The sequence below is a fragment of the Clostridium sp. DSM 17811 genome (genome assembly GCF_018861905.1).
Classification (GTDB): Bacteria; Bacillota; Clostridia; order Clostridiales; family Clostridiaceae; genus Clostridium_AD; species Clostridium_AD frigoriphilum.
The window spans coordinates 371,177-397,731 of record NZ_JAHLDU010000002.1 but is presented as its reverse complement, the minus strand read 5'-3'; the positions used below and the strand labels follow the sequence as shown (position 1 = coordinate 397,731).

The 26,555-nt window shown below is 29.6% G+C and carries 35 protein-coding genes and 1 pseudogene; 3 read left to right on the top strand and 33 right to left on the bottom strand.

The features are described 5' to 3' along the window. Positions 1–222: 222 nt before the first annotated feature. The 26 genes and pseudogenes from KPL44_RS04695 to KPL44_RS04575 form a co-directional block, all read right to left on the bottom strand. Entirely contained in the window at positions 223–888 is a 666-nt protein-coding gene (locus KPL44_RS04695) for an SdpI family protein (protein ID WP_216247751.1), read from the bottom strand. After that, the gene (locus KPL44_RS04690; RefSeq protein WP_216107283.1) at positions 872–1,171 is read right to left on the bottom strand and encodes an autorepressor SdpR family transcription factor; all 300 of its coding nucleotides are present in this window, start codon (positions 1,169–1,171) and stop codon (positions 872–874) included. The genes KPL44_RS04695 and KPL44_RS04690 overlap by 17 nt, the downstream gene beginning before the upstream one ends. A gap of 206 nt (positions 1,172–1,377) precedes the next feature. Further along, complete coding sequence (locus KPL44_RS04685) at positions 1,378–2,268, bottom strand: DMT family transporter (RefSeq protein ID WP_253201615.1); 891 nt, start codon at positions 2,266–2,268, stop codon at positions 1,378–1,380. Positions 2,269–2,369: 101 nt separating this feature from the next. Further along, positions 2,370–3,452 carry a serine hydrolase domain-containing protein gene (locus KPL44_RS04680; RefSeq protein ID WP_216247750.1) on the bottom strand — a complete coding sequence of 361 codons (1,083 nt, stop codon included), beginning with the start codon at positions 3,450–3,452 and terminating at the stop codon, positions 2,370–2,372. Between the two features lie 100 nt (positions 3,453–3,552). Beyond that, positions 3,553–4,065: a GNAT family N-acetyltransferase gene (locus KPL44_RS04675; protein WP_253201614.1), complete on the bottom strand. Its 513-nt coding sequence runs from the start codon at positions 4,063–4,065 to the stop codon at positions 3,553–3,555. 74 nt (positions 4,066–4,139) lie between these two features. Next, the gene (locus KPL44_RS04670; protein WP_216247748.1) at positions 4,140–4,679 is read right to left on the bottom strand and encodes a GNAT family N-acetyltransferase; all 540 of its coding nucleotides are present in this window, start codon (positions 4,677–4,679) and stop codon (positions 4,140–4,142) included. A 112-nt stretch (positions 4,680–4,791) separates the two neighbouring features. Beyond that, complete coding sequence (locus tag KPL44_RS04665) at positions 4,792–5,625, bottom strand: class I SAM-dependent methyltransferase (RefSeq protein WP_253201613.1); 834 nt, start codon at positions 5,623–5,625, stop codon at positions 4,792–4,794. A gap of 36 nt (positions 5,626–5,661) precedes the next feature. Next, positions 5,662–6,054, bottom strand: a complete 393-nt coding sequence (locus KPL44_RS04660) for a GNAT family N-acetyltransferase (RefSeq protein ID WP_216247747.1) — start codon at positions 6,052–6,054, stop codon at positions 5,662–5,664. A 110-nt stretch (positions 6,055–6,164) separates the two neighbouring features. Further along, the gene (locus tag KPL44_RS04655; RefSeq protein WP_216247746.1) at positions 6,165–7,166 is read right to left on the bottom strand and encodes a S66 family peptidase; all 1,002 of its coding nucleotides are present in this window, start codon (positions 7,164–7,166) and stop codon (positions 6,165–6,167) included. 20 nt (positions 7,167–7,186) lie between these two features. Further along, positions 7,187–7,351 (bottom strand): annotated as a pseudogene (locus KPL44_RS25705) (GNAT family N-acetyltransferase); the annotation flags it as partial. A 12-nt stretch (positions 7,352–7,363) separates the two neighbouring features. Further along, positions 7,364–7,696, bottom strand: coding sequence for a GNAT family N-acetyltransferase (locus KPL44_RS04650; RefSeq protein WP_253201612.1), 333 nt, complete (start codon positions 7,694–7,696; stop codon positions 7,364–7,366). Between the two features lie 95 nt (positions 7,697–7,791). Next, on the bottom strand, positions 7,792–8,334 hold the full coding sequence (locus KPL44_RS04645) for a GNAT family N-acetyltransferase (RefSeq protein WP_216247745.1): 543 nt from the start codon (positions 8,332–8,334) through the stop codon (positions 7,792–7,794). 480 nt (positions 8,335–8,814) lie between these two features. Next, positions 8,815–9,456 carry a GyrI-like domain-containing protein gene (locus tag KPL44_RS04640; protein ID WP_216247744.1) on the bottom strand — a complete coding sequence of 214 codons (642 nt, stop codon included), beginning with the start codon at positions 9,454–9,456 and terminating at the stop codon, positions 8,815–8,817. Between the two features lie 23 nt (positions 9,457–9,479). Continuing rightward, the gene (locus KPL44_RS04635) at positions 9,480–10,640 is read right to left on the bottom strand and encodes a glycosyltransferase (protein WP_216247743.1); all 1,161 of its coding nucleotides are present in this window, start codon (positions 10,638–10,640) and stop codon (positions 9,480–9,482) included. Between the two features lie 31 nt (positions 10,641–10,671). Beyond that, positions 10,672–11,490 (bottom strand): alpha/beta fold hydrolase, encoded by an 819-nt coding sequence (locus KPL44_RS04630; protein WP_216247742.1) that lies wholly within the window; start codon positions 11,488–11,490, stop codon positions 10,672–10,674. Positions 11,491–11,517: 27 nt separating this feature from the next. Beyond that, on the bottom strand, positions 11,518–12,192 hold the full coding sequence (locus tag KPL44_RS04625) for an HD domain-containing protein (RefSeq protein ID WP_216247741.1): 675 nt from the start codon (positions 12,190–12,192) through the stop codon (positions 11,518–11,520). Between the two features lie 37 nt (positions 12,193–12,229). Further along, positions 12,230–12,619: a carboxymuconolactone decarboxylase family protein gene (locus KPL44_RS04620; RefSeq protein ID WP_216247740.1), complete on the bottom strand. Its 390-nt coding sequence runs from the start codon at positions 12,617–12,619 to the stop codon at positions 12,230–12,232. Positions 12,620–12,696: 77 nt separating this feature from the next. After that, on the bottom strand, positions 12,697–13,218 hold the full coding sequence (dcd, locus tag KPL44_RS04615; protein WP_216247739.1) for a dCTP deaminase: 522 nt from the start codon (positions 13,216–13,218) through the stop codon (positions 12,697–12,699). 25 nt (positions 13,219–13,243) lie between these two features. Then, entirely contained in the window at positions 13,244–13,819 is a 576-nt protein-coding gene (locus KPL44_RS04610; protein WP_216247738.1) for a GNAT family N-acetyltransferase, read from the bottom strand. Between the two features lies 1 nt (position 13,820). Beyond that, on the bottom strand, positions 13,821–14,390 hold the full coding sequence (locus KPL44_RS04605) for an NUDIX hydrolase (RefSeq protein ID WP_216247737.1): 570 nt from the start codon (positions 14,388–14,390) through the stop codon (positions 13,821–13,823). A gap of 131 nt (positions 14,391–14,521) precedes the next feature. After that, positions 14,522–14,971, bottom strand: a complete 450-nt coding sequence (locus KPL44_RS04600; RefSeq protein ID WP_216247736.1) for a C-GCAxxG-C-C family protein — start codon at positions 14,969–14,971, stop codon at positions 14,522–14,524. A gap of 68 nt (positions 14,972–15,039) precedes the next feature. Beyond that, complete coding sequence (locus tag KPL44_RS04595; RefSeq protein WP_216247735.1) at positions 15,040–15,201, bottom strand: hypothetical protein; 162 nt, start codon at positions 15,199–15,201, stop codon at positions 15,040–15,042. Positions 15,202–15,326: 125 nt separating this feature from the next. Beyond that, positions 15,327–16,115, bottom strand: a complete 789-nt coding sequence (locus KPL44_RS04590) for a sugar phosphate isomerase/epimerase family protein (RefSeq protein WP_216247734.1) — start codon at positions 16,113–16,115, stop codon at positions 15,327–15,329. A 144-nt stretch (positions 16,116–16,259) separates the two neighbouring features. After that, a complete protein-coding gene (locus KPL44_RS04585) occupies positions 16,260–16,682 on the bottom strand; it encodes a GNAT family N-acetyltransferase (RefSeq protein ID WP_216247733.1) in 423 nt (140 codons plus the stop codon). 143 nt (positions 16,683–16,825) lie between these two features. Further along, positions 16,826–17,299: an ASCH domain-containing protein gene (locus tag KPL44_RS04580; RefSeq protein ID WP_216247732.1), complete on the bottom strand. Its 474-nt coding sequence runs from the start codon at positions 17,297–17,299 to the stop codon at positions 16,826–16,828. A 61-nt stretch (positions 17,300–17,360) separates the two neighbouring features. Continuing rightward, positions 17,361–17,933, bottom strand: a complete 573-nt coding sequence (locus KPL44_RS04575) for a class I SAM-dependent methyltransferase (RefSeq protein ID WP_216125548.1) — start codon at positions 17,931–17,933, stop codon at positions 17,361–17,363. A 329-nt stretch (positions 17,934–18,262) separates the two neighbouring features. Here KPL44_RS04575 and KPL44_RS04570 point away from each other — a divergent pair, with 329 nt between their 5' ends. Beyond that, positions 18,263–18,793, top strand: coding sequence for a GNAT family N-acetyltransferase (locus tag KPL44_RS04570; protein ID WP_216247731.1), 531 nt, complete (start codon positions 18,263–18,265; stop codon positions 18,791–18,793). A 133-nt stretch (positions 18,794–18,926) separates the two neighbouring features. On the opposite strand, the gene KPL44_RS04565 is transcribed toward KPL44_RS04570, so the two are convergent. The 5 genes from KPL44_RS04565 to KPL44_RS04545 form a co-directional block, all read right to left on the bottom strand. Next, complete coding sequence (locus tag KPL44_RS04565; RefSeq protein ID WP_216247730.1) at positions 18,927–19,535, bottom strand: class I SAM-dependent methyltransferase; 609 nt, start codon at positions 19,533–19,535, stop codon at positions 18,927–18,929. A 96-nt stretch (positions 19,536–19,631) separates the two neighbouring features. Beyond that, entirely contained in the window at positions 19,632–19,823 is a 192-nt protein-coding gene (locus KPL44_RS04560) for a hypothetical protein (RefSeq protein WP_216247729.1), read from the bottom strand. Next, a complete protein-coding gene (locus KPL44_RS04555) occupies positions 19,813–20,118 on the bottom strand; it encodes a carboxymuconolactone decarboxylase family protein (RefSeq protein WP_216247728.1) in 306 nt (101 codons plus the stop codon). The genes KPL44_RS04560 and KPL44_RS04555 overlap by 11 nt, the downstream gene beginning before the upstream one ends. A 40-nt stretch (positions 20,119–20,158) precedes the next feature. Beyond that, positions 20,159–20,530: a hypothetical protein gene (locus tag KPL44_RS04550; protein WP_216247727.1), complete on the bottom strand. Its 372-nt coding sequence runs from the start codon at positions 20,528–20,530 to the stop codon at positions 20,159–20,161. A gap of 214 nt (positions 20,531–20,744) precedes the next feature. After that, positions 20,745–21,476, bottom strand: coding sequence for an immunoglobulin-like domain-containing protein (locus KPL44_RS04545; protein ID WP_216247726.1), 732 nt, complete (start codon positions 21,474–21,476; stop codon positions 20,745–20,747). A gap of 294 nt (positions 21,477–21,770) precedes the next feature. On the opposite strand from KPL44_RS04545, the gene KPL44_RS04540 reads away from it, so the two are divergent. Continuing rightward, on the top strand, positions 21,771–23,525 hold the full coding sequence (locus tag KPL44_RS04540) for an ABC transporter ATP-binding protein (protein WP_216247725.1): 1,755 nt from the start codon (positions 21,771–21,773) through the stop codon (positions 23,523–23,525). Then, positions 23,522–25,249 (top strand): ABC transporter ATP-binding protein, encoded by a 1,728-nt coding sequence (locus KPL44_RS04535; RefSeq protein WP_216247724.1) that lies wholly within the window; start codon positions 23,522–23,524, stop codon positions 25,247–25,249. Before KPL44_RS04540 ends, KPL44_RS04535 begins: the two co-directional genes overlap by 4 nt. A 104-nt stretch (positions 25,250–25,353) precedes the next feature. On the opposite strand, the gene KPL44_RS04530 is transcribed toward KPL44_RS04535, so the two are convergent. Both KPL44_RS04530 and KPL44_RS04525 read right to left on the bottom strand, forming a co-directional pair. Further along, positions 25,354–25,974 (bottom strand): DNA alkylation repair protein, encoded by a 621-nt coding sequence (locus KPL44_RS04530; protein WP_367302935.1) that lies wholly within the window; start codon positions 25,972–25,974, stop codon positions 25,354–25,356. Positions 25,975–26,074: 100 nt separating this feature from the next. Then, on the bottom strand, positions 26,075–26,536 hold the full coding sequence (locus KPL44_RS04525; protein ID WP_216247723.1) for a GNAT family N-acetyltransferase: 462 nt from the start codon (positions 26,534–26,536) through the stop codon (positions 26,075–26,077). Positions 26,537–26,555: the final 19 nt, after the last annotated feature.

The window sequence follows — 26,555 nt, the reverse complement described above, 5'->3', positions numbered from 1 at the left end:
AAATTACCGCTTAGCAAATGCTATAAAATAAAAATACTCTCACCCCAAGACTTGTATATCTTGGAGATGAGAGTTACTTGTTTACTCTTCTTAACATCACTTTATTATATAAAATTATTTTGTTAAATTATACATCTATATACTCATATTGTAAATATTATTTTCTTTTTACTTTATAAATAATTAACCTCATAATATAAGCGCCATTTAAATTTTATATTCTTATTTATTTTGATTAACAATTTTGTGATAAATAATATATGAGTATACAGTAGGAACAACTACCATTACTACCAAAATGATTATGAAAACTATTCCATTAAAAGTTACACCTATAACAGTTAATAATATATTTACTATTCCTCCTATAACCCATATTGGTCCCGCCATTCTATGAGTTTTTCTCCATACTTCTTCATTTGCTAAAGTCCAAGGAGTTTTTATTCCCACAAAATAGTTAAACTTAAATCTCCCCATTACATTACCTAATAAAATAAATAACAATGAAACCATTATTTGCGTGAAATCTGGTTTATTAACAATAGTGCCTGTGGCTATTAAAAGCGCATACACTTCCATTGCAAGAAAAAATATAATTAATAGATACTTTAAATATTGATAGGTTGCCTGAAATGCTTCATAATTTTTTCTTTTAGGATCTATATAAGGTAAAATAATAAATAATAAATACATTCCTAAATTTATCAGAGCTAATCCAAATGCTCCGAAGAATTTACTCCCATAACCATTTATTTGTCCATTTGAATTCCAATGCATAGGTATTCTACTTGGGAGTGATGGATAAAAATAAACTCCAAGTGCAAAACCTACAAATATAAGTATTAAAATTCCCTTATCTTTTTTTAAAACATTACTTATCTTTTTCATTTTCACTTTCCCCCTCATTAACATGTGTTGCGTTAAAAAACCAATTAGTTACTTCTTGAAACACTGTAGTATCAAGAGAATAATAAATATATTGTCCCTTACGTTCATCTGTTACTAGCAAAGATTGTTTTAAAGCATTAAGATGGTGAGAAATACTTGGTTTAGTCATATTAAAATGTTCTGCTATTTCCCCAGCAGTCAAATCCTTCTCTTTCAATAATAAAATAATTTTTCTCCTTGTTGGATCTGCAAGTGCTTTAAATGGTAAATTGAGAATTGACATATTAATTTCTCCTTATATTTTTTTAGGTTTAGATAATTAATTAGATATTTAGATAACTGTCTAACCTTCTAATTGTATTGTATTCCCATTCTCTTTAAATGTCCACACTTTTTCATTCTTTATATGGTTATAATTCTCATGTCTCTAAAACTATAAATACAAAAAAAATAAAAAAGAAGATTTCTCCTCTTTTTTATCTATATTAATCATTTTAGACTAAGTTTTTGGAACAAAATTGAAGCACCTACAATTATACAACCACCAACTATGGTTATAAATGATGGAACTTCTCTTATTACTATTAAACCCATGATTGTAGATAATAGCGGTGTAATAAACATAAAATTCGTAACAGTAGTGACTTTTTTTGCTTTGGATATAGCCATTACCCAAAATAAATAAGCAATTGCACCTGGGAAAACTCCTAGATAAATAACATTCACAATTTGTAACACAGGTGCATTAGATAATTGCATCAAACCGTCTTTTAAAAACACAGTAAGTAATATAGTCCCTGCAAATATACTATACGTAGTTGCTTCAAGCGGAGTGTATTTTTTTAAAATTTTACGTTGTATTATGTTATATATTGCAAGGCAAAGTGCTGCAATAAGTATCCATTCAATTCCCTTACTAATAGAGAATACTCCTCCATTTAGAGCAATGATAATTATCCCTAAAAACTCTATTACTAGTGCAAACCAACATACCTTATTAATTTTTTCTTTATAAAATATTACTGCAAGAATAGCTGTTATAATTGGTGCAGTACTGATTAAAATACTTGCTGTAGCTGCGCTTACACTTACCGATCCTTCATTAAATGCATATACATATAAAGCAAACCCCACTAAACCTGATAAAAAGAACATAGGTACATCTTTTATCTTTGGCAGTGAGATTTTTTTTATAAACGCAAAAACTAGTAACAAAATACTTGCAAATAAATACCTTACTGAGCCTAATGCTTCTGGTGTAAAGCTTACTAGGGCTACCTTCGTAAATACAAATGCAGATGCCCAAAGGAAAACTGTTATAAAAGCATATATTAAAACACTTACGTTTGTTGTTTTTATTTTGTTTATCATATAATTCATTGGTGATTCCTCCTATATGATATTAGATAATATTAAGATTGAATTTACCATTTAAATTTCAAATTTCATTGGCGTGTATAAAATTAATAATGCTTATTATATTAAGCACTTATTATAGTTTGAATTTTCCTATGCATCTCCCAAACATCACACTCTCCATTGCACATAGTTTGATTGCTCAAAATTATAATAGTTGCATCAATCTCTGAATAATATGAAAGCATTGCACCTACACCATCGTTCAAACCCTCTTTACGCATACAAAATACATTACCATTAATTTCTACGAACTCAAATGCATATCCTTTTCTTAAGGTTGCATTAACTGAAGATTCACCGCAATTAAAGGGCTTGGCAAATTTACAATGAGGTGAAAATAACATATTCACATACTCTGAATTTAATATCATATTTGATTTTATGTTTCTTATAAAAATATCAAGATCAAGTACTGTTGTATAAACTCCAGAATCAGGAGATCCAATAGGTGGATAAGAGTAAATGTTTTTTCTCCATTTAATATGATCTTTATTTTTTGCGTAGTGCCCAACATAACCTTCTGCCATATTTGCATTCACTTCATCCATAGCACAAAATTTTGTATTTAACATACCACTAGGCACAAAAATATTGTCGGTAACAAATTTTCGATAATCCTGTCCAGATATTTTTTCTATCGCTAAACCCAATAATACAAAAGCACAATTATTATATCTAACATCGGTACCCGCCTTAAATATAGGTTGTTTATATGCAAATTGCTTAAGAAAATCGCATGTATTTCTTATAGAATAATTAGGTTTATTAATAAATAAATCAGAGTAAGTTTCTCCTGCTTCTTCATCTGCATCATCAGCGATTCCAGAAGTATGATTAAGCAAATTATAGATATTTACATCCTTAGGAATTGTAGTTCCTTTTAAATCAATAATACTTGTAATTTTATCATCAAAATGTAACAACCCTTTTTCTATCAAGATCAAAATGGCCGTTGCAGTAAAAACTTTGGTGATGGATGCCGTATCAAACATAGTATTAAGTCTATTAGGAATGTTAAACCCCCTATGTGCCAACCCATACGCATGAGAAAAAATCACATCATCCCCCTGTTTCACAAGGCAAGTACCAGAAAAATTATGTTTTTTACTGAAATCATCACATATCTGTTGGATTTTTTCTTTCATCACTTTGCCTCCTAAGCTATTTCATAGCTTCTCTTACTCACCGATATAATAATTAAATTAAATCATTAAATTAATACAAGCTATTATTAACAATCATAAATTATTTCACTCTTCTGAAATTAAGAATATAATTGTTCTCTTGCTCGGTTGAACTATTTACTCTAAAATTGCAATTATTTAATATTTTAGTGGACCCTATATTTCCTTTTGAAACTTTGGCAATTATTCCTCTGCATTCTCGAAATCCATGAGCCCATCTTATTAATGTTTCCAAGGCTTCCGTCATAAGTCTCTGCCTTCTATAATTAGGTGAAATACTGTATCCAACTTCTAAATAACCATTTTCAATTAGTAACCCTTTAAATCCAATAAAACCTACTCCTATTTGATTTTCCTTATTAATTATTAGCCAGTATGTATACCAGCTTTGAGTATCTTCACTAATATTTTTCATCTTCTCTAGTTTCTTTTTTATTGCTAATTTAACAGAATCGGATATTGCTTCAACATCAATGATATGTTCAATATTATTAATATCATTTTCCTTAATATGCAATAGTTCATTAAACGATAAGGGTTTTAAAAGTAACCTTTCTGACTCTAATACTTTCATACGCAATACCTCCACTTTTAGTTTTTACATTGACTTAATAAATTTTGTATAAAAACGATCCATTTTTTTGATAATCAGTCAGTATACTCGGATTTGAAGATATTATAGTATAAAGTGGTAACTTCTTTATTATCTAATAGTTTTAACTTCTCAGTTTTTTGAAATCTATATTTAAATCCACATTTTTCAATTACCCTTTTAGACTTAGAATTAAAGTCAAAATGTCCACACCAAATTAAATCTAAATTTAGTTCATTAAATCCATATTTTATTAAATAATTTACAGCCTCTGGAATAAACCCATTTCCCCAGTATTTAGGATTAAGAACATATCCTATTTCCTTTTGTTTCAAGTCTGAAAGACTATCATCAGGTTTTCTATTATGAAGTCCTATACCACCAATTACTTTGTTTTCTGATTTTAGAACTACAGCATATGTTTCATTATTTTCAATGAACATTCTTATTATTCCTTTACTTTCCTCCTCATTCTTATGAGGTGGCCAGCCAGCACTTGGACCTACTAATTCACTTTTAGCATACTCATATAAATCAGTGCTATCACTTTCTTTCCATTCCCTTAGTATCAATCTATTAGTCACTAATGTTTCCATATTTGTTTATCCCCTTTCTCTAAAAGTACTTACCCCTAACAACTAATTTATTTGTAATTAACCTTTGCTTTCACAAAAATACTATTGTGCAAAACAATCAATTTCTAACAATCTACTTAACACCAATACGCATCCGATAGCAAAAATCTATATTAAATTCACTGCTGCCAAAGATATCAATAATTCGCTCTTTAAAAGAAATCAAAAGAGGATTAATTTCATCTATATTGGCTTTCATAATAGCCTGTACTCCTCCTTGGCTTAAAGCAATTGAAATAAATCTTTGTGCATTACAAATCTCAGAGTTAGAAAATACTATTTCTCTTACATATCTGAAATTACCACTATTTTTTATATTTGAAAGATGCTTGTCTTTGTCCCATCTCTTAAAACTTTCTTTAATATCTGGATGTGATAATTCAAATTCTCTTACTTTATCAAAAAGCTTATTATATTCAAGTTCTGCTTCCCAATTACATACAGGTGGCCAGTCATTATCGTAGACTGCAAATATACCACCTTTCTTTAAAATTCTCGATACTTCATTCAAGGTATTTTCTGGATTCATCCAGTGAAATGATTGCGAACATGTGATAATATCTGCACAGCTATTGTTTAATTGAGTATTATCTGAAAACGCAGAATTAAATAATATATTATTAAAACCCTCTGATTTTTCTCTTGCCAATTTAATCATGTCAGTACTTGGTTCTATCCCAATTACTTTATTACTTACCTCACTCCAAATTCTTGTAGAAAGCCCTGTACCACATCCCAAATCAACCACAAGAGTTGGGGCATGATTTAAATATTTGAGTATTATATCCTTAACTTTCTCTGGACATTTAGGTCTTGCATTATTATAAACATCAGCAAATCCCATAAATCTATCTGCATTAAGTTGCAAGTTTTCTTTCATCTCTCTATCATCCTTCCAATTTTCCATATGTGGCCAATATTATATAAATATTTATATTTCATCTTAACTTTTCCGTTTATAAATTAAGGATATTGGCCCATCCTCAAAACCTAAACTTCTATAAAATCCCTCATTACTAATGCTTCCCCTTAACATGTATGTGACTTGTTTACTACTATTAAATATTATGTTTATTAAATTTTTACCAATACCTTTTTTTCTATATTTAGAATCAACCACTACATTATTTATTTGTCCATTAAACACATAATCTGTTGTACACCTGGCAAATCCTACCATTCTCCCCTCATCCCATGCAGTAACTACTATTTGAGAATTTTCTACCATAAGTAATAATCTATTATTATCCTCAGTCTTATCATTCCAGCCTACCTCATTAAATAAATTTTTCAATTTATCATAATCAACTTTTTTATCCGTATTGTACATAATCATAGTATGATTTTCCTCCCTCATTCATGTTATTTTATATCAATCACATATTTCAATTCCAAAATCGATAAATGCTGTTCCTTGAGCAGTTATCACATTTCTATACTATATTTCTAATTAAACCAATCTTTTATGATGCTTACTCTCTTATTTGTAGCATCAAGTTCAATTTCACATCCTATTGGTAGCGTCATCATTGGGTGCGTATGACAACAATCAAAATCGGCAACAAATGGTAACTTCTTATCTCCTAATACTTCTACTAAAATTTCATATGGTTTTCTACCTGTCTTCATATCATCAAATAATTCATGTTTCCCAAGTATAATTCCAGAAATTTTATCAAATACACCATTTAATTTTAGAAAAGAAAAACTTCTTTCTATCGTTGCAACATCTTTTAAAGAGTCTTCTATAAAAAGTATATCTCCATCCTTTATTTCAGGCATATATTTGCTGCCCCATATCCCTTGAATTGTATTTAAGTTGCCACCCATTACCCTGCCTCGTACATTTCCCCCATAAATTGTAATCCAAGAGTTTTCTCTTTTTTCTTTGCTTCTATCTTGTATTTCCCAATTAACGTATTCATCTGTCCAGTATTCTGGAGTTTGAAAGACATAAGGAAAACTCATTTTATCCATAGTGATTTCTTTGAAATATTTATAAGTAAGATCAACAAATGGTGCAAATTCTCCAAATGATGCCACTAATGCAGGTCCATAATATGTACTTATTCCTGTTTGTGCATATATAGCAAGAAGAATTGCTGTAACATCAGAATATCCTATTATTATCTTAGTATGTATCTTAAACTCAGCGTAATCTATATAAGGAAGAATTGAATTTGAATTCATCCCACCAATTGTTGCCATGATACATTTCACTTCTGGATTTCTAATTAAACTATTTAATTCCTCTGCTCTTTGCATAATACTTCCCGACCTATAAAAATCATATTTACCTGTTAAACTCCCCTCTATCAGCTTAAAGCCTTTGCTTTGTAAATATTTCTTGGCTTTATCAAATCTATTAGGACATGAATATGTTATAGGTGCTGATGGCGAGAAAATACCTATCGAATCACCGGCCTTTAATTTGGTTATTTCATCCATGTATATCCTCCTAAAATATTTTATTTATTTTCAATTTTCCACCATATTAATTCGTCATCCTTCTTATATTTAATAGCACCCACATTTTTTAATACTTTATGTGATTCTATATTATCCTTTTCTGTATCTGCAATTATATATATAGCCTTTGTATTTTCGAAAATCCATTTTTTTAAACCTTGTAATGCTTCCGTAGCCTAACCCCTTTTTCTGTACATCTCTTCAATACCATATCCAACTATTACTTCACCATTTTCATTAGGACATCCTTTAATCATTATAAATCCTATTATCCTATTTTCTTCTTTAAGAACGATCGCCCAATTTGTTAACCATAAATAGTTTTTATTATCTTCACTCACCTTTTGCAATCTTACTTTCATTGCATACTTCATTTCATCATCAAGTATTGTATTAGAAACGCTTAATCCCAACTCACTCTGCATTTCCCCATAGTTATCTACAGCTAAAGAGAGGTGTTTTGCCTGTAAGGGTAATAAATTTAATCTTTCACTTTCTAATTTTATCACGTGATTCCTCCCCAATGATTTATTGAATAATGTATATTATTTGTTGGATGATAAAACACCAATATTCTACCTAATACTAAGTTTATTCATTAACACTAAATAGTGTTTTTATTACTTCTATATTCATCCTCGAGAATACTCATGTTAATCAATGACCAGTACTTTCCATCTATTTTTCTACATTCTCTAAAATTCCCTTCAATAATAAATCCTGCTTTTTTATAGCAAGCAATTGCAGATTCATTAAAATCGAATACACCCAAATCTACCCTATGTAAATTTAATTTATTAAATGCAATGTCCAAAATTACATTTACCATTTCCAAACCAATTCCTTTGCTTCTATATTTTTTATCACCTACAAGAACCCTACCTACTCGAGCAGACATATTTACTCTATCTATACCAAGTAACTGTATATGACCAACCATCTCATTACTTTCAAGTAGTTTACAACTAAACATTAAATTTTTAGGATTCTCACCTATCATCTCATTTATATCATTAAGAAACTGTTTCCCCATAAATTCAAAATTATATAATGGCCCTCCCCATTGAAGTAAGAACTCTTTATTAGGAACCCATGACACTAATTGCATAATTTCCTCACTTCTAAATCTTTCAAGTTTGATTAACATAATAACTACTCCCCTTTAATCCCTATAAAATATTTTTTCTTTACGATTTCAAAACTGTAAATTATTTTATGAATATTCCGTCTATTTTATTATTAGCTCACCTATAAATTTCTTTATACCTCCACTACTTTTCAAAATAATAACATTTAATTGTGAATGATTTTTTAGTAATTCATAAATGCGGCGGCGCATAGCTCATAAGAAAAGATTTATGTCATTAAATCTTTTGCTTATTATACCATATTTTCCAAATAGGCTTCTCATTTTATAAAAATTATATGTTTATCATTAAGTATTTATCCTTTTGCTCAGTTTCTTAATAATGTAAAAAAAATAGAGCTAAGGAAACTAAATCCTTAATTCTATCAGAAGTCCGTGCATTTGCTGTATCCATATATATGGTAATACAGTTGGAGTGGATCATCACATTTTTTACTTATACCAATCAAGTCGTAGCTTTTCAATAACACAAATTTTCAACTAAATATTATCCACATTATTATAACAAACCATATATCTTAAAACTGTTTTTAATTTGGATTTTTCAATTTTCCTTGAATCAGAAAGATATATTTCTTTATGATGCACATGTGATAAAATCCGTAGATTATTATCCATACAATATTTATCCATTAACTCAAAACTTTTAGGTTCATCATCATATGAGCCAATATGAATCATTTGAACAGATAATCCATCTTCTATAGTTTCAAAAGTTACATCATCTAAAAAAGAATTAGTTTTTTTCTTTCTAACATTTTCAAATGCTAAATTTACTATTTCTTGTGTAACAAAATCAGGCTGTCTAATCATAATTGTATACACTAATTCATCTTTATTCAATTCTTTAAATTGTCTTCCTTTCTGAGTCAAATCCCATGTCGCCTCAAGTGGGTAAACAGTATATTCAAAATATCCAGCTGGAATATACCCTTGTTTGGGCATCATTCTAATAGCATAAGCTAAAGAATACAAAACACCTATTTTCTCAGAGTACTCCTCATCATTAGGATTTCCTTGTCCCCTTAACATAAAAAACTTTTGCTTCGGAACCGTTATTAAATTTGGTTTGTCCTTTGGTAAGTATAAATTTTTCTCTTGCTTTCGCCATTCATATTTCATAATATCCCTACTTTCTACTAAATTTAATATATTAAATCTTCTAAAACCTGTACTACTTTATTTACCCCTCCAAGATTTAATAACCGTTCTCCTGATTTTTTAGAATTATTAGCATAGATAGGTTTTATGTTTAACTCCTTAACTATCTTCTTAATTGTTTTGGCATTAAAATCACTTGATTCCAATGAAACTCCTGCACCTAAATGAACTATTGAAGATGCATTATACCTCCTTTCAAATACATTGCCTGCACATATAATTTGAGGAACACCATATATTAAACCGGTCATAATACTATTTTGCCCCCCATGATTTATGTAGGCTATGGCTTCTGGCATAAGTTCACTAAAGTCAAATCTTTTGTCAACATTAATATTATTCTTCTTGTAAGGCTTTACTTGTTCTGTTGCAATATATATTTGAAATTTAGTTTGTTCAAATGCTTTTGTCAAATTGTATATAACTGTCTTTGGAGAAATTGTTCCATTGCCCATATATGCTATGATTTTGCTCCTATGAGACTCTACAATTTTTGAATTAGGTACAAAGAATGGACCCACATAAACTATATTTTTATCATCAATAGGTTCTAATTCATAGGAACTGGGAACTACTTTTAAATCAGCCCAATTAAATATATCAAGCACCGACTCGATTGATGGTAGTTTACTTTCCTGTATAAATCTTTTAACACCAGTACTATATTCAGGGTTAGAGGCAAAAGACTTCTGAACAGGATAACTAAAACCTGTAACAACTTTAATATTTTCGAGCTTTGCAGCAACAATTGCAGAAATTCTAAATTCAGCATATACTACATCTGGTTTAAAGTCTTGTATTGCCTTTCTTATATAAAACACATCTTCTGAAAAATGCTTATAAGTGATTGCTCCAACAAAGTGTAGCACCTGTTCATAACTGTTAACCTCTTTCTTCTGTTGGACCCCAAGTAACTGTGCTATTTTAAGTATTCTTTTCCCAATAAACATAGGCATTCCGAGCGGTGATGGAATAGGTGCATAATAGTTTTTTATGTTTTTTATAGTTTTGTAGTTTACATCTTCTGCTGCGCAAAATGCAACTTCATGATCTCTCTCAATTAATTTACGACATAAAGCAACTGCCCTTGAAAAAGGACCACTTGTTTCAGCCATTGCTGACATAGGTGCAATTAAAACCCTCATGATATTCTCTCCTTTACATATTGTATTTACTTCATAACTGATTAACCCTTACAAGCCATTCCTTCACTAATGAATTAAATAATTCTTCTTGTTCTATTTGCAAACTATGTCCCGCTCTATCCAGTATAGCGAAAGTCGCTCTTGGAAAATTGTCTAATATATTCCATGAATCTTTATATCCAACACAATTATCTTGTTTTCCTAACAATATAAGAGAAGGTTTATCAAATTTATTATTTAACTTATCTACATCTAATGTGAATACATATCCATCTTTTTTAAGAGTTTTCAAAAATACCTTATCAGCTATTTTAGCTCCGGATATTATTTCATTTTCACATCTCTCATATATTTTTTCACTTTGAACCACTACACTAGAATTAAAGCCTTCAGCCACTTCTGGTGTCAGTTTAGCTAACAACTTACTATCTTTAAGCAAAACAATATGCTCCGGAACATTGCGTTTATTATAATCTGCTACTATAACTGGGCAAATCAATAAAACACCATCAACTCTATCTGCCATTCTATAGATTACCCCTCTTGCCAAATATCCCCCATATGACTCACCAGCAAGTAAAAAATTTTCATTTGGAATAATCTTATCAATGAAACTAATTACAATATCAAGCATAATATCAGAGTCAATAATCCATTCAGCACTCTCTGATTTGCCCATGCCTGGCAAGTCAATATATATCCTTTTATAACCATTTTCAGTGCTAAATACAGGTTCCATACATCCTGCCATTAACCTGTGGTCTACATTATAACCATGCAACATAATAATTGGTTTTCCATTTCCTATTATTTCATAGTTTATAAATATGCTTTTTATTTTGCATTTCATCCTTTTATCTCCTTTATTGAATTACTTTTATCTAATCCCTTCTATCTCTAACTTTAATCTATTAAAATATTCTTTCATGAATTCAAGTCTTCTTTTCCCTATTTCCTTTGCTTTTTTTGTATATAATTTATCAGGAATTTTTTTAAACTTTACTTCATATTCAATAAAAGGTGTATGTTTTGAAACATCTTTTATCCTCCCATTTTCAACAGTATTGGTATTTAAATAGTTATCAAGTGGTTCACCAATTGTTAATCTTTGTCCAAATTGTCCTGCTAACATAAAAGTACGTGCAATTCCACTTGCCCCAATAACATCAAGTTTATCTGAATCGAAAAGTATTTTTGCTTCTACCGTATTAGGCTCATTTCCAGTTCTAAATCTATGTGCTATAATGCAGTGTTTTATCTTCTCTATCTTTTCTTCTTCATATTCCAAGTTCCTCAATATCCCCTCTGCAATTTCACTGCCCAAAACAGCATGGTCAATTTTTCCTGTTTTATCTTCACTCTCTTCAACTCTTGCAATGTCATGCAACAATGCTGCTGGAATAAGAACCTCTAGATCAACATTTTTTTCATCTTTTGAAATCAACAGACAAAGATTGTACACCCTAAATATATGGTCTAAATTATGAGCAGAACAAGTTAATTTCTCCTTAACAATTGCTATAATTTTTTTATGTTTCATTTCCATATCCATTAATATTGCTCCCTTTTATATGTCGTATACAGAAGATTTATTGTTGATTCTCCTTGGTTAATTTTATTTCTTCAAATCTTTTCTCTGCTGCTTTTATAACTTCAACGCCTGTTTTACATAACACATTAATACCTTTTACAATAGTTACAATTACAAACGCTTCTACTAACTCTTCCATAGTTAAACCTGCTTCTATTGCAGTAACGGCATGTGCTTTTGCACCACTTATTTCATTATCTAAACTATCTAATATTGTAAAAATTAATTCGCTTGTCTTTTTAGGCAAATGACCATTTTGAACGGATTCACGCATTACCAAATAACCTTTCAATCCCTCTGAGGAATATTTAGAGAGTATGTCAGCAAAAGGCGGATTCCATTTTAATTCATCCTTATAATAATTAAGTATACTTTCAACATCATCCATATTAAATTATACCTTCCTTTCATATGCAATAATATATTACTGTGAAACAAAATAATACTATTACAAATTATAGTTATTTAACTTTCAAAATCTTTATACAGTAAGCTTGGTTGAACACCCTCATTATTTTGATACTTTCCACTGCAATATTCATCATATTCGCCCTCAATACTATGATAATATATTTGACAAATTTCAACGCCAGGATATATTTTTATTGGTTGAACACAGAATATTTCTAATGTCCAAAACCCATGAAAACCAACATCCCCAAATCCCGCTGTTACATGAATGAATAATCCTAATCTGCCAATAGAAGACCTACCTTCTAGCATTGGTACATATTTATTTGTTCCTGTGAACTCTACTGTTCTACCAAGATACAATTTTCCTGTTTCCAAAACTAATCCCTCTTCTGGTATAAAAAGTTTTTTAACCTTATTTTCCTTTTTCATATCCAAAATTGGTTCATCATAAACAAGTAATTCATTATGTAGCCTCAAATTATAACTATTAGGATTAAGTTGATTTTCACTAAAAGGTTCGATTACTATCTCTTTTCCTAACTTTTTCTTTATTTCTTTTCCCGAAAGAATCATATTACGGCCTCCTTATTTCTATCTTTTAAATTTCTATACTTTTCTTTACAGTTTCCCATTCTTCTTTCAATATACCATAACTAACAGAATCGTAATATTTATTATCAACAATTCTTGCTTTCCTATAAACAGCCTCTTTTTTTAACCCTATCTTCTCAGCCAGTTTCATCATTCTTTTATTTCCAGACCAAGTTGACAATCCAATCCTTATGAGCTTTGGGTTCTTTGCAAACACTTCATCAATCCACATTTTTAAAGCTTTATAACCAATACCTTGTCCCCAATAATCATCATTGAAAATAACAATCCCAATTTCCATCCAAAGAGTTTCCTCCGATTTCCAATACCAATTCACTTGACCAATTATCTTGTCAGTATCTTTGTTTGCTATTATCCTTTTGTCTTTGAGTACATTCTTTTCCCCTTTTAATAGTAATAATTTTAAATCTTCCACATGTTTTCTTAATTCCGTTTCACTTTTTTTCACGTAATATGGACCATTAAATTTCTGAAATTCACGTGATGGATGATTCAAATACAAATAATCCTCTAAGTCTTTAATTTCTAATTCTCTTAACACTATGTTTATTGATTTATTCATTTTATTTCTCCTTAAATCTCAAAAATATTTTCGATATTAATTTACTATAAACCTTCTGCATATGAGGTTCATTTGAATATATATTAACTTTATCAATGGGAATCCATTTAACATCGCTATTTTCATCAGCTTTAACAATAAGAAATTCTTCTTCATCAGCTTCTACTAAGTAAGTAACCGATAAATGTAAATGTGGAGAAACATATTTCCCTCTTTTTATGTGACCAAGCACAGTCAATATATCTAATGAAAATATTTCACAAGATATCGGCCTAACATTTTTTATACCTGTCTCTTCCTTTGCTTCTTTAATTGCAACAGCTAATAAATCTTTTTCTCCATCTGCATGACCGCCTACCCATGACCAAGAATTATATATATTATGATGTACCATTAACACCTTATCTTTTGCCTTATTTACTATAAATGCTGAGCTTGTTATATGTGCTATTTTATTTTCCCTAGTTAAAATGTCATCAAATATATCTATACAATGTAAAATTAGTTCTTTATCTTTTTCTTCTTGACCATTGTAAGGATTATATTCTCCTATCAAATCAATCCACTCCATTTTTTTCTCCTTTTTATAATAAAAATACTTTCCGTTTAACTAACAATTTTATATCAAAGTTCAATAGTCATACCATCATACGCAAACCTAACATTTTCATAATCTTTTTCTAAATCAAGATAGTCATCATATTATTTTTCCTTTTGCTCTGAAAACATATCTTCTAAAATACTTACAGCGTCAACTATTACTTTAGGACAAATACTATTAAAAAGTCCCTTTTCCCTAATAATATTGTATTCTCTTTCATCTGACAAATCATACCCTAGTAATTTTTTACAAATTATTGATTCATTTATCTCCTCAAACCTTCTTATAAATTCCTTCGTCAACGCATATGCTTTGCTTTTTGATTCTGTATCACCGTCTATATAATGACCACTCTCTAACCCTAAAGTCATTATTGCTCCAGAGACTGCTCCACAAACCTCACCTTTACGAAATCCTCCACCAAATCCTGTAGAGATTTTTAATGCGGTTTCTTTATCTAAGCCAAACTTCTCACAAAAAACACTTAAAACTGCTTGACTGCAATTAAATCCATTATTAAATAAATTTATAGCTTCTTCTTTTTTATCCATTATATATTCTCCCTTTTACTATCGTTATATTATGGTATTAGAGAATTATTCACTAATAATTTAAAACTCTAAATTGTAATATCTGTTACTAATTTTTCTACTTCTTGAAGGGTATTAGCAACATAATTTGCAAGCGACACCTCATCTTTTCCAAAGCCATATGTTACGCCAATTGATATCCCCCCATTATGTGAGGCTGCTTCAATATAACTTGTCCTATCTCCCACCATAATAATTACCTATCCCCTTTTTGTTAGCTATCATTGTCCATCAATTCCTACTCTATATCAAACTAACTTACTACTTTATCTTTTTCAAACCCCAATTTCACTGCTAACCTCATTGATTTATCATACTATAAGTAGTTTGATAATTTATCCACTGACTGCTTAAGCCCCCTAATAGTCTTTATTTCAAGAACTATGCGGCACTTATGTTCTCTCGCAAGGGAAATCCTTTCCTTTATATTAATTTCTCCTATACCTAACGGAAGGTGATTTTCTCTCCCCTTCCCGTCGTGAACGTGCATGTGATAAAGCCTGTCTATATGTTTATTTATAAATACTTCATCGATACCATTCACGATATGACTATGACCGATATCAAAGGTTAATGCAAACACATTGCTTTCTAACAAAAGCTCTATACCTTCTAATGCAAAATCTTTATAACCACTACAATTTTCAATACATATTTTGATATTGCTTTCACCTATAGCTTTTTTACACATCTCTCTAAACTTCTTTAACTTAGTTAGGTAAATTTCTTTATATTGATTAAATAAAAATATTTTTTCATTAGGTAAAGTAAAATAAACTCCATTTGACATATGCATATTAAGTACAGGGATTTTCAGTTGTTTGGCAATATCAATAGTAGCCAATATAGTTTTTATATATGCTTTTGAAATTTCATTGTTAAAATCGCAAACATTAAAGTTTTCATCAATATGAATTGTGAAATATATATTCTCATTTTCACAAATTGATTTAAATTTTTGAATATCTATACTTTCAATCTGATATTGAGGTAAATTCATATTTAGTTCAATGAAATCTAAATCCAACTCTTTGCATAATTTAACACAGCTTTCAATACTGTTTGTCTCAATAAGTGTTGGCATACCAAAATCAACGGTTTCCATAGTACCCCTCCATTACTTTTTACTAATATTATAGATAGTTTTTTCAATATTTAGTATCAGTTTTACCTATTGGACACAAAATAAATAAGTTAAAAAAATATTCAATAAGTATTTATTTACTCAAAACTATATGGTCTGAATCCCCTAATCCTCAACATATTTTGATTCAAATGGGTATTTTGAATAAGCCGTTTTATGTTTTTTAAACCCTAATTTCTTATAAAAGCCTTCATTCCCAAATGTTGAAGTTAGGTGAATTGTCATATGTTCTTCCCCATTTAAAAGTAACCTCATCAACCCTTTCCCAATACCTTTTTTCTGACATTCAGGTAATACTGCAACATCAAAAACAGCACCATAGCATATACCATCTGATAACATTCTACAAGACCCAACCAAAGTATTTTCTTCCCAGGCTGTAACAACCTTGTAACTCACTTGAAATGCAGACTGAATTTTATTAAATTCTTTACTTTCTATAAAACGCTTTAACATCCCTACCTTTTCGTATAAACTAAAAAGCTGAGACCACTCAATACACTCTAATCCAATTTTATAAGAAATCATTTTTGTATCTCCTTCATTAAATTCATATTATCTATACTTTCTCCTTTATGTACTTCTAACTTTGTTTAATTAAAAAGCTTAGATGTACTTGGCCTAACTAATGAGAATATTGTAACAATTTATGATTTAATAGAACTTAATATTTACTTATATACCACTTCAAATTCCTCAAATACTACTAACATATCTTGAGAGAACTCCATTTCCAGCTCTTTTAATTCTCTTGTAAAAAAATCTATATGTACTTTTCTCCAATACGTTAAGGACTTATCACCTTCCCCTTCTATTTTCGCAAATTTTTTATTTACATCCTTAAAAGGTAGTACTGTTACTTTTTTAGTTCTTATAACACATTGAGCAATTCCATTCCACTTTGTAATAACGCTATGATTATCCTCCATAGGCAGCTCTTCATTTTCTACACCATAGAAATAATAAAGCGAACTTGTCCCACTTTTGATTTCTTCTCTAACCAATTTTGCTAAATCATTAGCACTTTTTTCATTATCACAAAAATGCCATGAAGTATAATTTTTATTAGTATTATAAGTAGACTCTCCAATAGATGTTAAATACTTTCCCCACATTTTTTCTACTGATTTATGTTCTTGTTCCATAATTTAAATTCTCCTTTGCATGTATAAGTTATAACATTAACTTTATTAGTTAAACTTACCTTCACAACTTTAATTTTTTCTTACTTGAATATGTAGTAGTTTTCTTTTCTGCCATAAAAACATAGTAACCATCAATTTCAGTTATTTTTACACCACCAAAAATTGAAACCAACTTGTTCTTATACCAATCTTTTCTTTTAGTAACCATATATATTCTCCCACCAATGGCTAATCTATTAAATCCTTTTTCAATAAACTCCTTTGGAACAGAGAAATCCGAATGATATGGAGGATTTGAAATAATTAAAGTTAAGTCTTTTTCATTAATATTTTTAAATCCATCACTTTGGTATACTTCAATTCCTTTAACATTATTTAAATCAATATTTTCTCTTGTAAGCTCTACTGCTCTACTATCTATATCTGTCATAACTACATTAGTCGCTCCAACTATTTTTGCAGAAAGTATTCCAACTATACCGTAACCACACCCCAAGTCTAGAACCTTATCATCATTTTTAAATTCAATAATTGACAACATCGCTAAAGTACCTTTATCAACATTTCGAGGTGCAAAAACTTCATTTGATGTATTAAATTTCATATCAATATTTTTTACATTTACATTTAACATTATTATATGCCTCCAAAGATTTTCTTAACTTAAAATTTGTTCTATTATATATTGCTATTGTTATGTAACTATAATAAATTATACCATTATATACAATAGTTAACTACTTTCTCCGTATTTACATTTAATTGTTCATTTAGTATAATTTACATGAAAAGATAAAAAGTTAAAGCTATATCCTTATAAAATAATAATGTTAGGGGTTGATTCTATGGAAAATGTTATAAATGTAATTTCTATGAGGTGGTTTACTACCTAAATCAAATTTATAGGTATTACTTCACCTTTAATTCTATCAAATTATTTTAAATTGAAAGGTGGAAAATAAAATGGATTTAAAAAACATACTTACAGACAGATTAATATTAATACCAGTAACATTTGAAATTACTAACTCTTTATTAGATGGAAGTAGCAACGAAATTGAAAAGCTCGGAATAAAAACAGATGAACAATGGCCTACTAAGGATACAATGGACATATTACCTATTGTTAATAAATCCTTAGAAGAAGATAGGATCCCGACTGGATTCGAATTTTGGATGATTGTAAAAAAAGATACTATGCAAGTAGTTGGAGATATAGGTTTTCACGGAAAGCCTAATGAAAAAAGTGAAGTTGAAGTCGGTTTTGGATTAATAGAACATGAAAGAAGAAATGGTTTCGGTTTTGAAGCACTAAAAGCAATTATAAATTGGGCCATTTCTCAAGATAGTGTTAAAATTATTAAAGCAGATTGTTTGATTAGTAACAACCCTTGCGCACGGATATTAGAAAAGGTTGGTATGAAAGAATTTAATAGGGACCAAAATTTGATTTATTGGGAGCTTATTAAATCAATAAAAAGCAGGCATATATAAGATTTTTTTGTTAGTTAAAAAGGCAGTAATGTCTTTTTAACTATTTTAATATATAATAAAAAAATAGCTTCTCAGACTTCACAATATTATGTTTTGCTTATATCCTGTTCATACCAATCAAATAGCATTATATCTATATTTTCTTAACTATATAATCAATAAATCCCTGGCGTATTTTTTCTCCTTCATATGTTCTTTCTAGAACTCTATTTTCTTTATATAATATCTCCATATCATGGAAATGTCTATCTGTCTCATATTCTTCACAATATGAGTGTATCACAGGAAAATCATCCATCTGTTCATACTCATTTTCTCCAACGGCTATGCCTTGTCCACACCGAGAATCTTTTGTGCTTAGAAAATTAACAAAAAGTAACCCATTAGGTTTTAATACCCGTTTCATTTCACTGATAGACTTTGATATATCTAGTTTTGTCATGTGAAATACGGAGTTGTATGAATAAACAAAACTTAATGACTCATCTTTAAATTTTAATTGTCTCATATCACCTTTTTCAATATTCAAATTTTGTTCTTTTTTCTTTGAATAATTATTAGCTTGTTCTAATTGTTTAGTATTAAACTCTACCCCATGTGTTAAGTATCCACATTCTAAAAATAAACTTAGTGGCGGGCAATCTCCTCCTGCTCCACAATCTAATACTTCTTTGTCCATATTTGTGTCATTACAAAACATTATAAATCTGTATAATGGTATTTGTTTAAATATTTCTTTCATCTTTTTTCCCACCTTTTTTAATATTTTCCAGAAATTAACATTGCTCGTCCTTTCCTTATATCTTATAATTCATATACTTGAAAATGAGCGCATAAGTTACGAAAAAGTTAAGGACTTTGTTTTCTTTATAATTTGTTCTTTACTAAATCCAAAGACTCCATGATCAAGTACAAAACCAAATTCCGTCAATATGAATTCTGGGACTTCTCTTGGATATTCTGTATGAAATATACCTTCATACATAGCTGTTTTGTCTTTATTAAAATCTTCGAATATACTATTCATCATATGCAGCTAATGCAATAGGTAGGGCTTGGATAACAATATTACCAACAGCAGGAAGTCCAACTAAAATGCTACTTATAATCTCTTCCCTTGAAGCTCCTAACTTTTTAGCCTGTTTTACATGAAATGGTATACCACCTTCAAGTCGCGCAGCGGCTAGTACAGCTAAATAAGCAAGTGCTTCTGTCTTCTTATCAAGTTTACACGAAGTATCCAATTTTTCAATAAATTCGCCCCATGCCTTTTGTTGTTCTGGTGCTTCTTTAGAAAATGCCATAAATGAATTACTTATGCTCATGATATATCCCCCTCGATTTATAGTGTTTTACAAAACGGTTCTAATTCATAACCATGTTCTTTTTCTGATTTTTCCCTATATTTATTTTTAGTTTTTCAACTGAAAATGGTTTCCCATGTGCTGGAAATATTCGCTGTGAATTTTCAGAAATTATTTTTCTCCAACTCTCATAATACTCATCAATATTACAAATAAATATTACACAATATTTTGTTCCAGCAAATTGGAGCATATTAGCAGCTGCATCACCTACTATACAATCACCATCATCAAACAATACTGAAATAGAATCTATAGTATGTCCAGGTGTTTTCAGTATTTTTCCATTTAAATTAATTCCAATATCTTTGAGCCTTATTTCTTCTTTAACAAGAATATCATTTTCTCGTACCTTATATGTTGGAAATTTCAAATTACTTTTCTTGTCTATAATTTTTTTTAAATGTATTCCAATATATATTTATTTAAAAAAAATCAGTTGTTTTATGCGTTTGTTTATGAGTCCACCACCATGCGTTTGATAATCTCCATTGGTTACTCCTCAATTATTAATGTTGATATTTAAGATTCTGTATTAAAAGTAAAATGTGTTATAATCATCTCCCAACCAACTACATCAGAATGTTTTAATTAATATTAAAATTACAACTTATAATAATATTTTTTCTTTCTTTAGTAGAAACAAGTTTACTCATTCGGTAACTTCCTGCGTCAAATGTAAAATCAGACATACTTAGAACTATGCTGTCTTCACGGCTTTTCTTTGGATTTAATAGAGACAATGCTGCAATAAAAGCAGTGTCTTTCTTAAAAGGAATGTCAACCCACTTGCCATTCTTATTTTTTTCAAGATAATAATCATATCCGAATGTTACAAGAGTATTCCCCTTATTTGTTATTCTAAATTTAATTTTTTGAATAGAAGATTTATAATTTACATTTTCTGTAGACATTTGTATTGGTAGACTATTTTGTTGTGTTACTTGAGAATATTTAGTCCAAACTAATTTTTTATCTTCTGTTTTATTACCCTGCAAGTATATATAATTTACATTCTTAAGGTCATTATTTAAAGTAATATTAAATTCACCAGTATTATGGATAAAGCTTCCTAGACTATGTCTTACCTTTAGATATAAAATATTTCCTTTCACTTTGCAGCTATAACCACTAAAGGCTAAAGCACTGTTGCTTGTCATTCCATTAATTTGTAGAGTTTTATTGTCTTTTGTTATCTTGTCAATAAAAACACTTTGCGTACCAACCACTGTACCAATAGATAAATATATCGTAATACTAATCAGAATAATTACAATAAAAATAATTATTATCAAAAAAGTCTTTTTAACTCTACTCATTATAGTCTACCACCTTTTATTTACACTATTATACCATTTATTACAATTAAGCTCTATATTTACAAACAACTTATGTTTAACTATAACTATAAATATTTTTATTTATATCCTCCTTATAAACATTTAGATTTATTTATTCAGTGAAATTAATCACAATTATGAAGAGATAAATAAAAATTGATTTGTAAGAAAGATTAATATTGATAGAATATTAAGTAATATTAAGTAATATTTTTAATATTATTGACAATTATTCCATAATATAATATTCTAATGTAGGAAAGGGGTGATAAAATGGACAAAGTAAATGAAAAAAAAATGTGGATACACATACTTAAATTTTCTAAAATTTATGCTTCTTGGATTGCTTTAAGCATTTTTGCAACACTTGTACTTACCTACTCAAATATATTCACTTCTCAACTTCTGAAAAAAATCATCGACATGGCAGTAAACAAAAGCATTCATGGAATCAATACTTATATCTTAATGGGGTTAATTGTATTTGTTTTAGGTATAGCCTCAAAATATTTTTTCAGATATGCTACGGGTAAGTATGGAAACTGTGTTATGAGGGACATTCGAAGTGCTACCGTGGACTATGTAAATAAGCTTCCACCAGATTATACTATGAAAAATAAGATTGGTGAAATATTAGCCAAGCTATCAGGTGATGCTAATGTAGTACAGAATTTTATGGCAACTGAATTTATCAATTTGATTTATATGCCAATAATGCTTATAGGCTTTGGAGCATATTTAACTTATCTAAATTGGAGATTATTTTTAGCAAGTTTTATTATACTTCCTATACTTGTACCTTTAAGTGTAAAACTAATAAGTCCAATAAAAAAGTATCAACGTGAGTATGTAAAATATCTAGGTAAAACTAATAATATTGTACAAAATTCAATTGATGGTATTTCTATTATAAAAGCTTATAATTTGGAAGAAGAAATGGCAAATGATTATGATGAAAGCATTAGAATTGCCACAGAAATTGCCTTCAGAAACGATAAAAAAGAATACATAACAACTCCAATAATTACCATAGCAGGTACATTACCCGGAATTATAAGTATTATTTATGGTGGTTATCTTTGTCTGCAAGGAAATATGAGCGCGGGTGAATTAATCGCATTTTTGAATATTTTTGCTATGTTCACTGAGCCTATGAGATATTTATACCTTATGATAATAAATATTAAAGTGGCAATGGCCTCAGTAGAGAGACTCTTTTCTATATTAGATGAGCCACAAGAAAAAAGTGGGAGTATTAGACTTACAAAAGACAGCTATGATAAAAATGATGTAGCTGTGGAATTTGTAAATGTTGATTTTTCTTATGATGAAAAAAGCATGATTTTAAATAAATTAAATTTAATTGTAACAAAGGGAAAATCAATTGCCATTGTAGGTGCAAGTGGTAGTGGAAAAAGTACAATTTTAAAACTTATAGGTAAGATTAATGAAAGACAAAGCGGAAAAATTAAAATATGTGGTGAAAGTATTGAAGATTTAGGAGTTGAAAGCCTAAGGGAATATATATCTTATGTATCACAGCGAACCTTCTTATTTCCTTTTTCAATTAAGGATAATATACTTATAGGTAATCCTAAAGCTACTATGGAAGAAATAATAAAAGCTACCAAAACGGCTAATGCCCATGATTTTATTGAAAAATTGACAGATGGTTATGATACCCTTGTAGGCGAACATGGAACAAAATTGTCAGGAGGACAGATTCAGAGAATTGCATTAGCTAGAGCTATACTTAAAGACTCACCGATACTTTTGTTAGATGAAGCAACTTCTGCCTTGGACACTCAATCCGAAGCACTGATTAAGGACGCTTTAGATAAATTTAAAAAAGATAAGACCCTTATTATTGTAGCCCATAGACTTTCTACTATTGAGAATGCAGATGAAATATTTGTACTTGAAAATGGGGCTATTATAGAAAATGGCACACATAATGAGCTTATAGCAAAGAATTCAGCCTATGCTAAGCTTCATATAGGTGCTCATGGAGAGGGGGCAACAGCATGATTAATAAAAATTTAACGCAAATTTTAGAACTTAAACGCTTCTTTGCCCAGGTGAAAGGACGACAATTTATTTATTGGACTTCCCTACTCGCAGCTGTTATCCTAAATTCAATAACACAGGTACTTATAGCTAATATTAACAAAGGTGTTTTAAATGCAGTAACCCATTCAAATATGCAACAACTTAAAAACACTGCAGCACTGGCCTTAGTTTACATGATCATTTGGATAATTTGTCCACTTTTTAGATATATCCATATTACCATTGTCCGTTATATTATGTACGATTTAAAAAGCAAGCTCTTTAGGCATATGGAGAAACTAAATTTATCTTATTTTGAAAAACATCATAGTGGAGACAGCATAGAGAGGCTCGGTAATAATGTAGATGCACTTAAGACGGCATATTTCACACAAGTATTTGTTGTAGTTAACACTTTCATTATGGGTATGACATCAATGATAACTATGTTTATATTTGAGTGGAAAATAGCGTTCATTTTGATAATCTTAGGTCTTATATCTATTTCTATCAGTCTAAAATATACTGCTAAAATCAGAAAAATAACAGATAAAATAAACAAAGAATCATCTACACTAACACAAAGATTAAGTGATATCTTAGCAGGGTTTTCAATCCTAAAATTGTTTAGTGGAGCATATATAGCTGTAAATAGATATAAATTTCAAAATAATAAAATAAACGATTTACGAATGAAATCCATAGGTAAGCAATCAGAAATGGATAGTATCAGCTTCGCATTTACATTTTTAAGTAACATAGGAGTTATTGTAGCGGGTGTACTTATGGCAGCAGCTGGATGGACTGATTTGGGGACAGTTGCTGGAATTGTAACTCTTCAAGGAAGTGTTAACTGGATGTTTTTAAATTTAGGAACTAATTATGCGCGCCTTCAAGAATCACTCTCTAACGCTAGCCGTATATTTGAAGTATTCGATGCACAGCCAGAAGAAGAAACATGTAAAGCTAATCAAAGTTATGATAAAAGTTCAATGATAAGTTTTGAAAATGTATACTTTAATTATGAAGGAAGAGAAAATATTATAAATAATATCAATCTTTCAGTTAAGAAGGGTCAACATGTTGCTTTTGTAGGTCCAAGTGGTGGAGGCAAAAGCACAGTAATTAAGCTTATTCTTGGATTTTATCCAATAGCTACAGGGTCTATAACAATAAATGGCAAATCTATGAGTGAATATAATATACATGAAATTAGAGATATGATAGCTTATGTTCCACAAGATGCATATCTATTTGATGGCACAATAATGGGAAATATACGATTTGGAAGGTTGACCGCAACAGATGAAGAAGTTATAGAAGCAGCAAAAGCTGCATACTCTCATGACTTTATACAAAAGTTACCTGAGGGTTATAACACAAAAGTAATAAGTAGTGGAAACAATCTTTCCGGTGGACAAAGACAGCGCATAGCAATAGCAAGAGCATTCTTAAAGGATGCACCAATACTTCTGCTTGATGAAGCTACTTCAGCTCTTGATACAGAAAGCGAGAATCAGATTCAGATAAGTTTGGAGGCACTAATGAAAAACAGAACAACCATTGCTATTGCTCACAGATTAACAACTATTGAAAATTCTGATATTATATTTGTTATAGAGAACGGTACAATTGTTGAGCAAGGTACAAGTAAAGATTTGGTAGATAAAGCAGGATTGTACATGAGACTTAAAAATATATAACTTAGAGAAATAGCCATTTTAAAGATAAAATTGGCTATTTTTTATATAAATATACTGTACCATTTTTAGGTCTTTTTTTATTTTGTCCATTAGCGCCCCTACTTTTAAGTTCCTTTTATAATATGTTTATTGGCAAGTTTATACACTTGATTAATTGATTTTTGTGATAAATCCCATGTTTTAAGTTCTGACTTTATTAATTCACTATGTTTTTTACTTATATCCTTTAATGCGTTTCCAACCGATTTCCTAACATATTCACTTTTATCATTCTTCAAATTAGATATTAAGCTTATTGCTATATTAGGATTCTGTTTGAAATAATCCCTACTTGTCCATATTCTTAATCCTTCGGTAACTGCTCTCCTTACGTTTGGATTACTATCGTTTAACCAAATTTTAATTATGGGTAACGCATTTTCATATCCTATATCGCAACAATATTTATCAAAAGCCTTTGCCAAAATCTCTTGAACACGCCAATTTGCATCTAAACTTACTTTTTCTTTTAAAAATACTACTGCCTCATTTAACTCACATGAAATCGAACCACAGATAAATGTAGATAACTCCCTAACTTGATAAAATTCTGAGGAGTAAAACTCTTTTGCAATAATAAAACATTTGTTAATAGAATTATTGTTGAGAATTAATATAGATTCTTTTTCTATTTCTTTAAATCCATTTTTGACCATTTTAACTTTTTCAATTATATCATCATACAATTTTAGTCTAACCTCCTAACCCTACGATAACTTTACGGGGATTTTTATCTTTTATGTATCATCTTTAAGGTATCAATAATTAATATGAACATTGTATCCTTTATAAATACATACTTAACCTAATCATATCAATACATTCAATTCCATTTTCAATAATAATTTCTTTATAATGTTTTTTAAAGAAATCTCTATCTATACCAACTATACGGAATCCGCATTTTTGATAAAGTGCTAACTGATGTATGCTGGAATTTCCTGTTCCAACCTCTAATACCCTTGCACCTTCTCCTCTTGCCATATCTATTGCACTGAATATTAACCGCTTACCTATACCCTTACCTTGATATGCTTCACTAACTGCAATATTTACAAGCTCTAAAGTCAATGGTCTTGTCTTAACAATTATATAAGCAGCTACAATATTATTATTTATATAAGCAACATAACAATCGCCTCTATATACATAATCATTAATTATATCCATAGATGGGTCTGCTAAAAGAAGCAACTCATAAGGTACTTCTTCGTCACTACTTAGCTTCTTTATTACAACATCATCCATTTACTAACCCTCCTTCTAC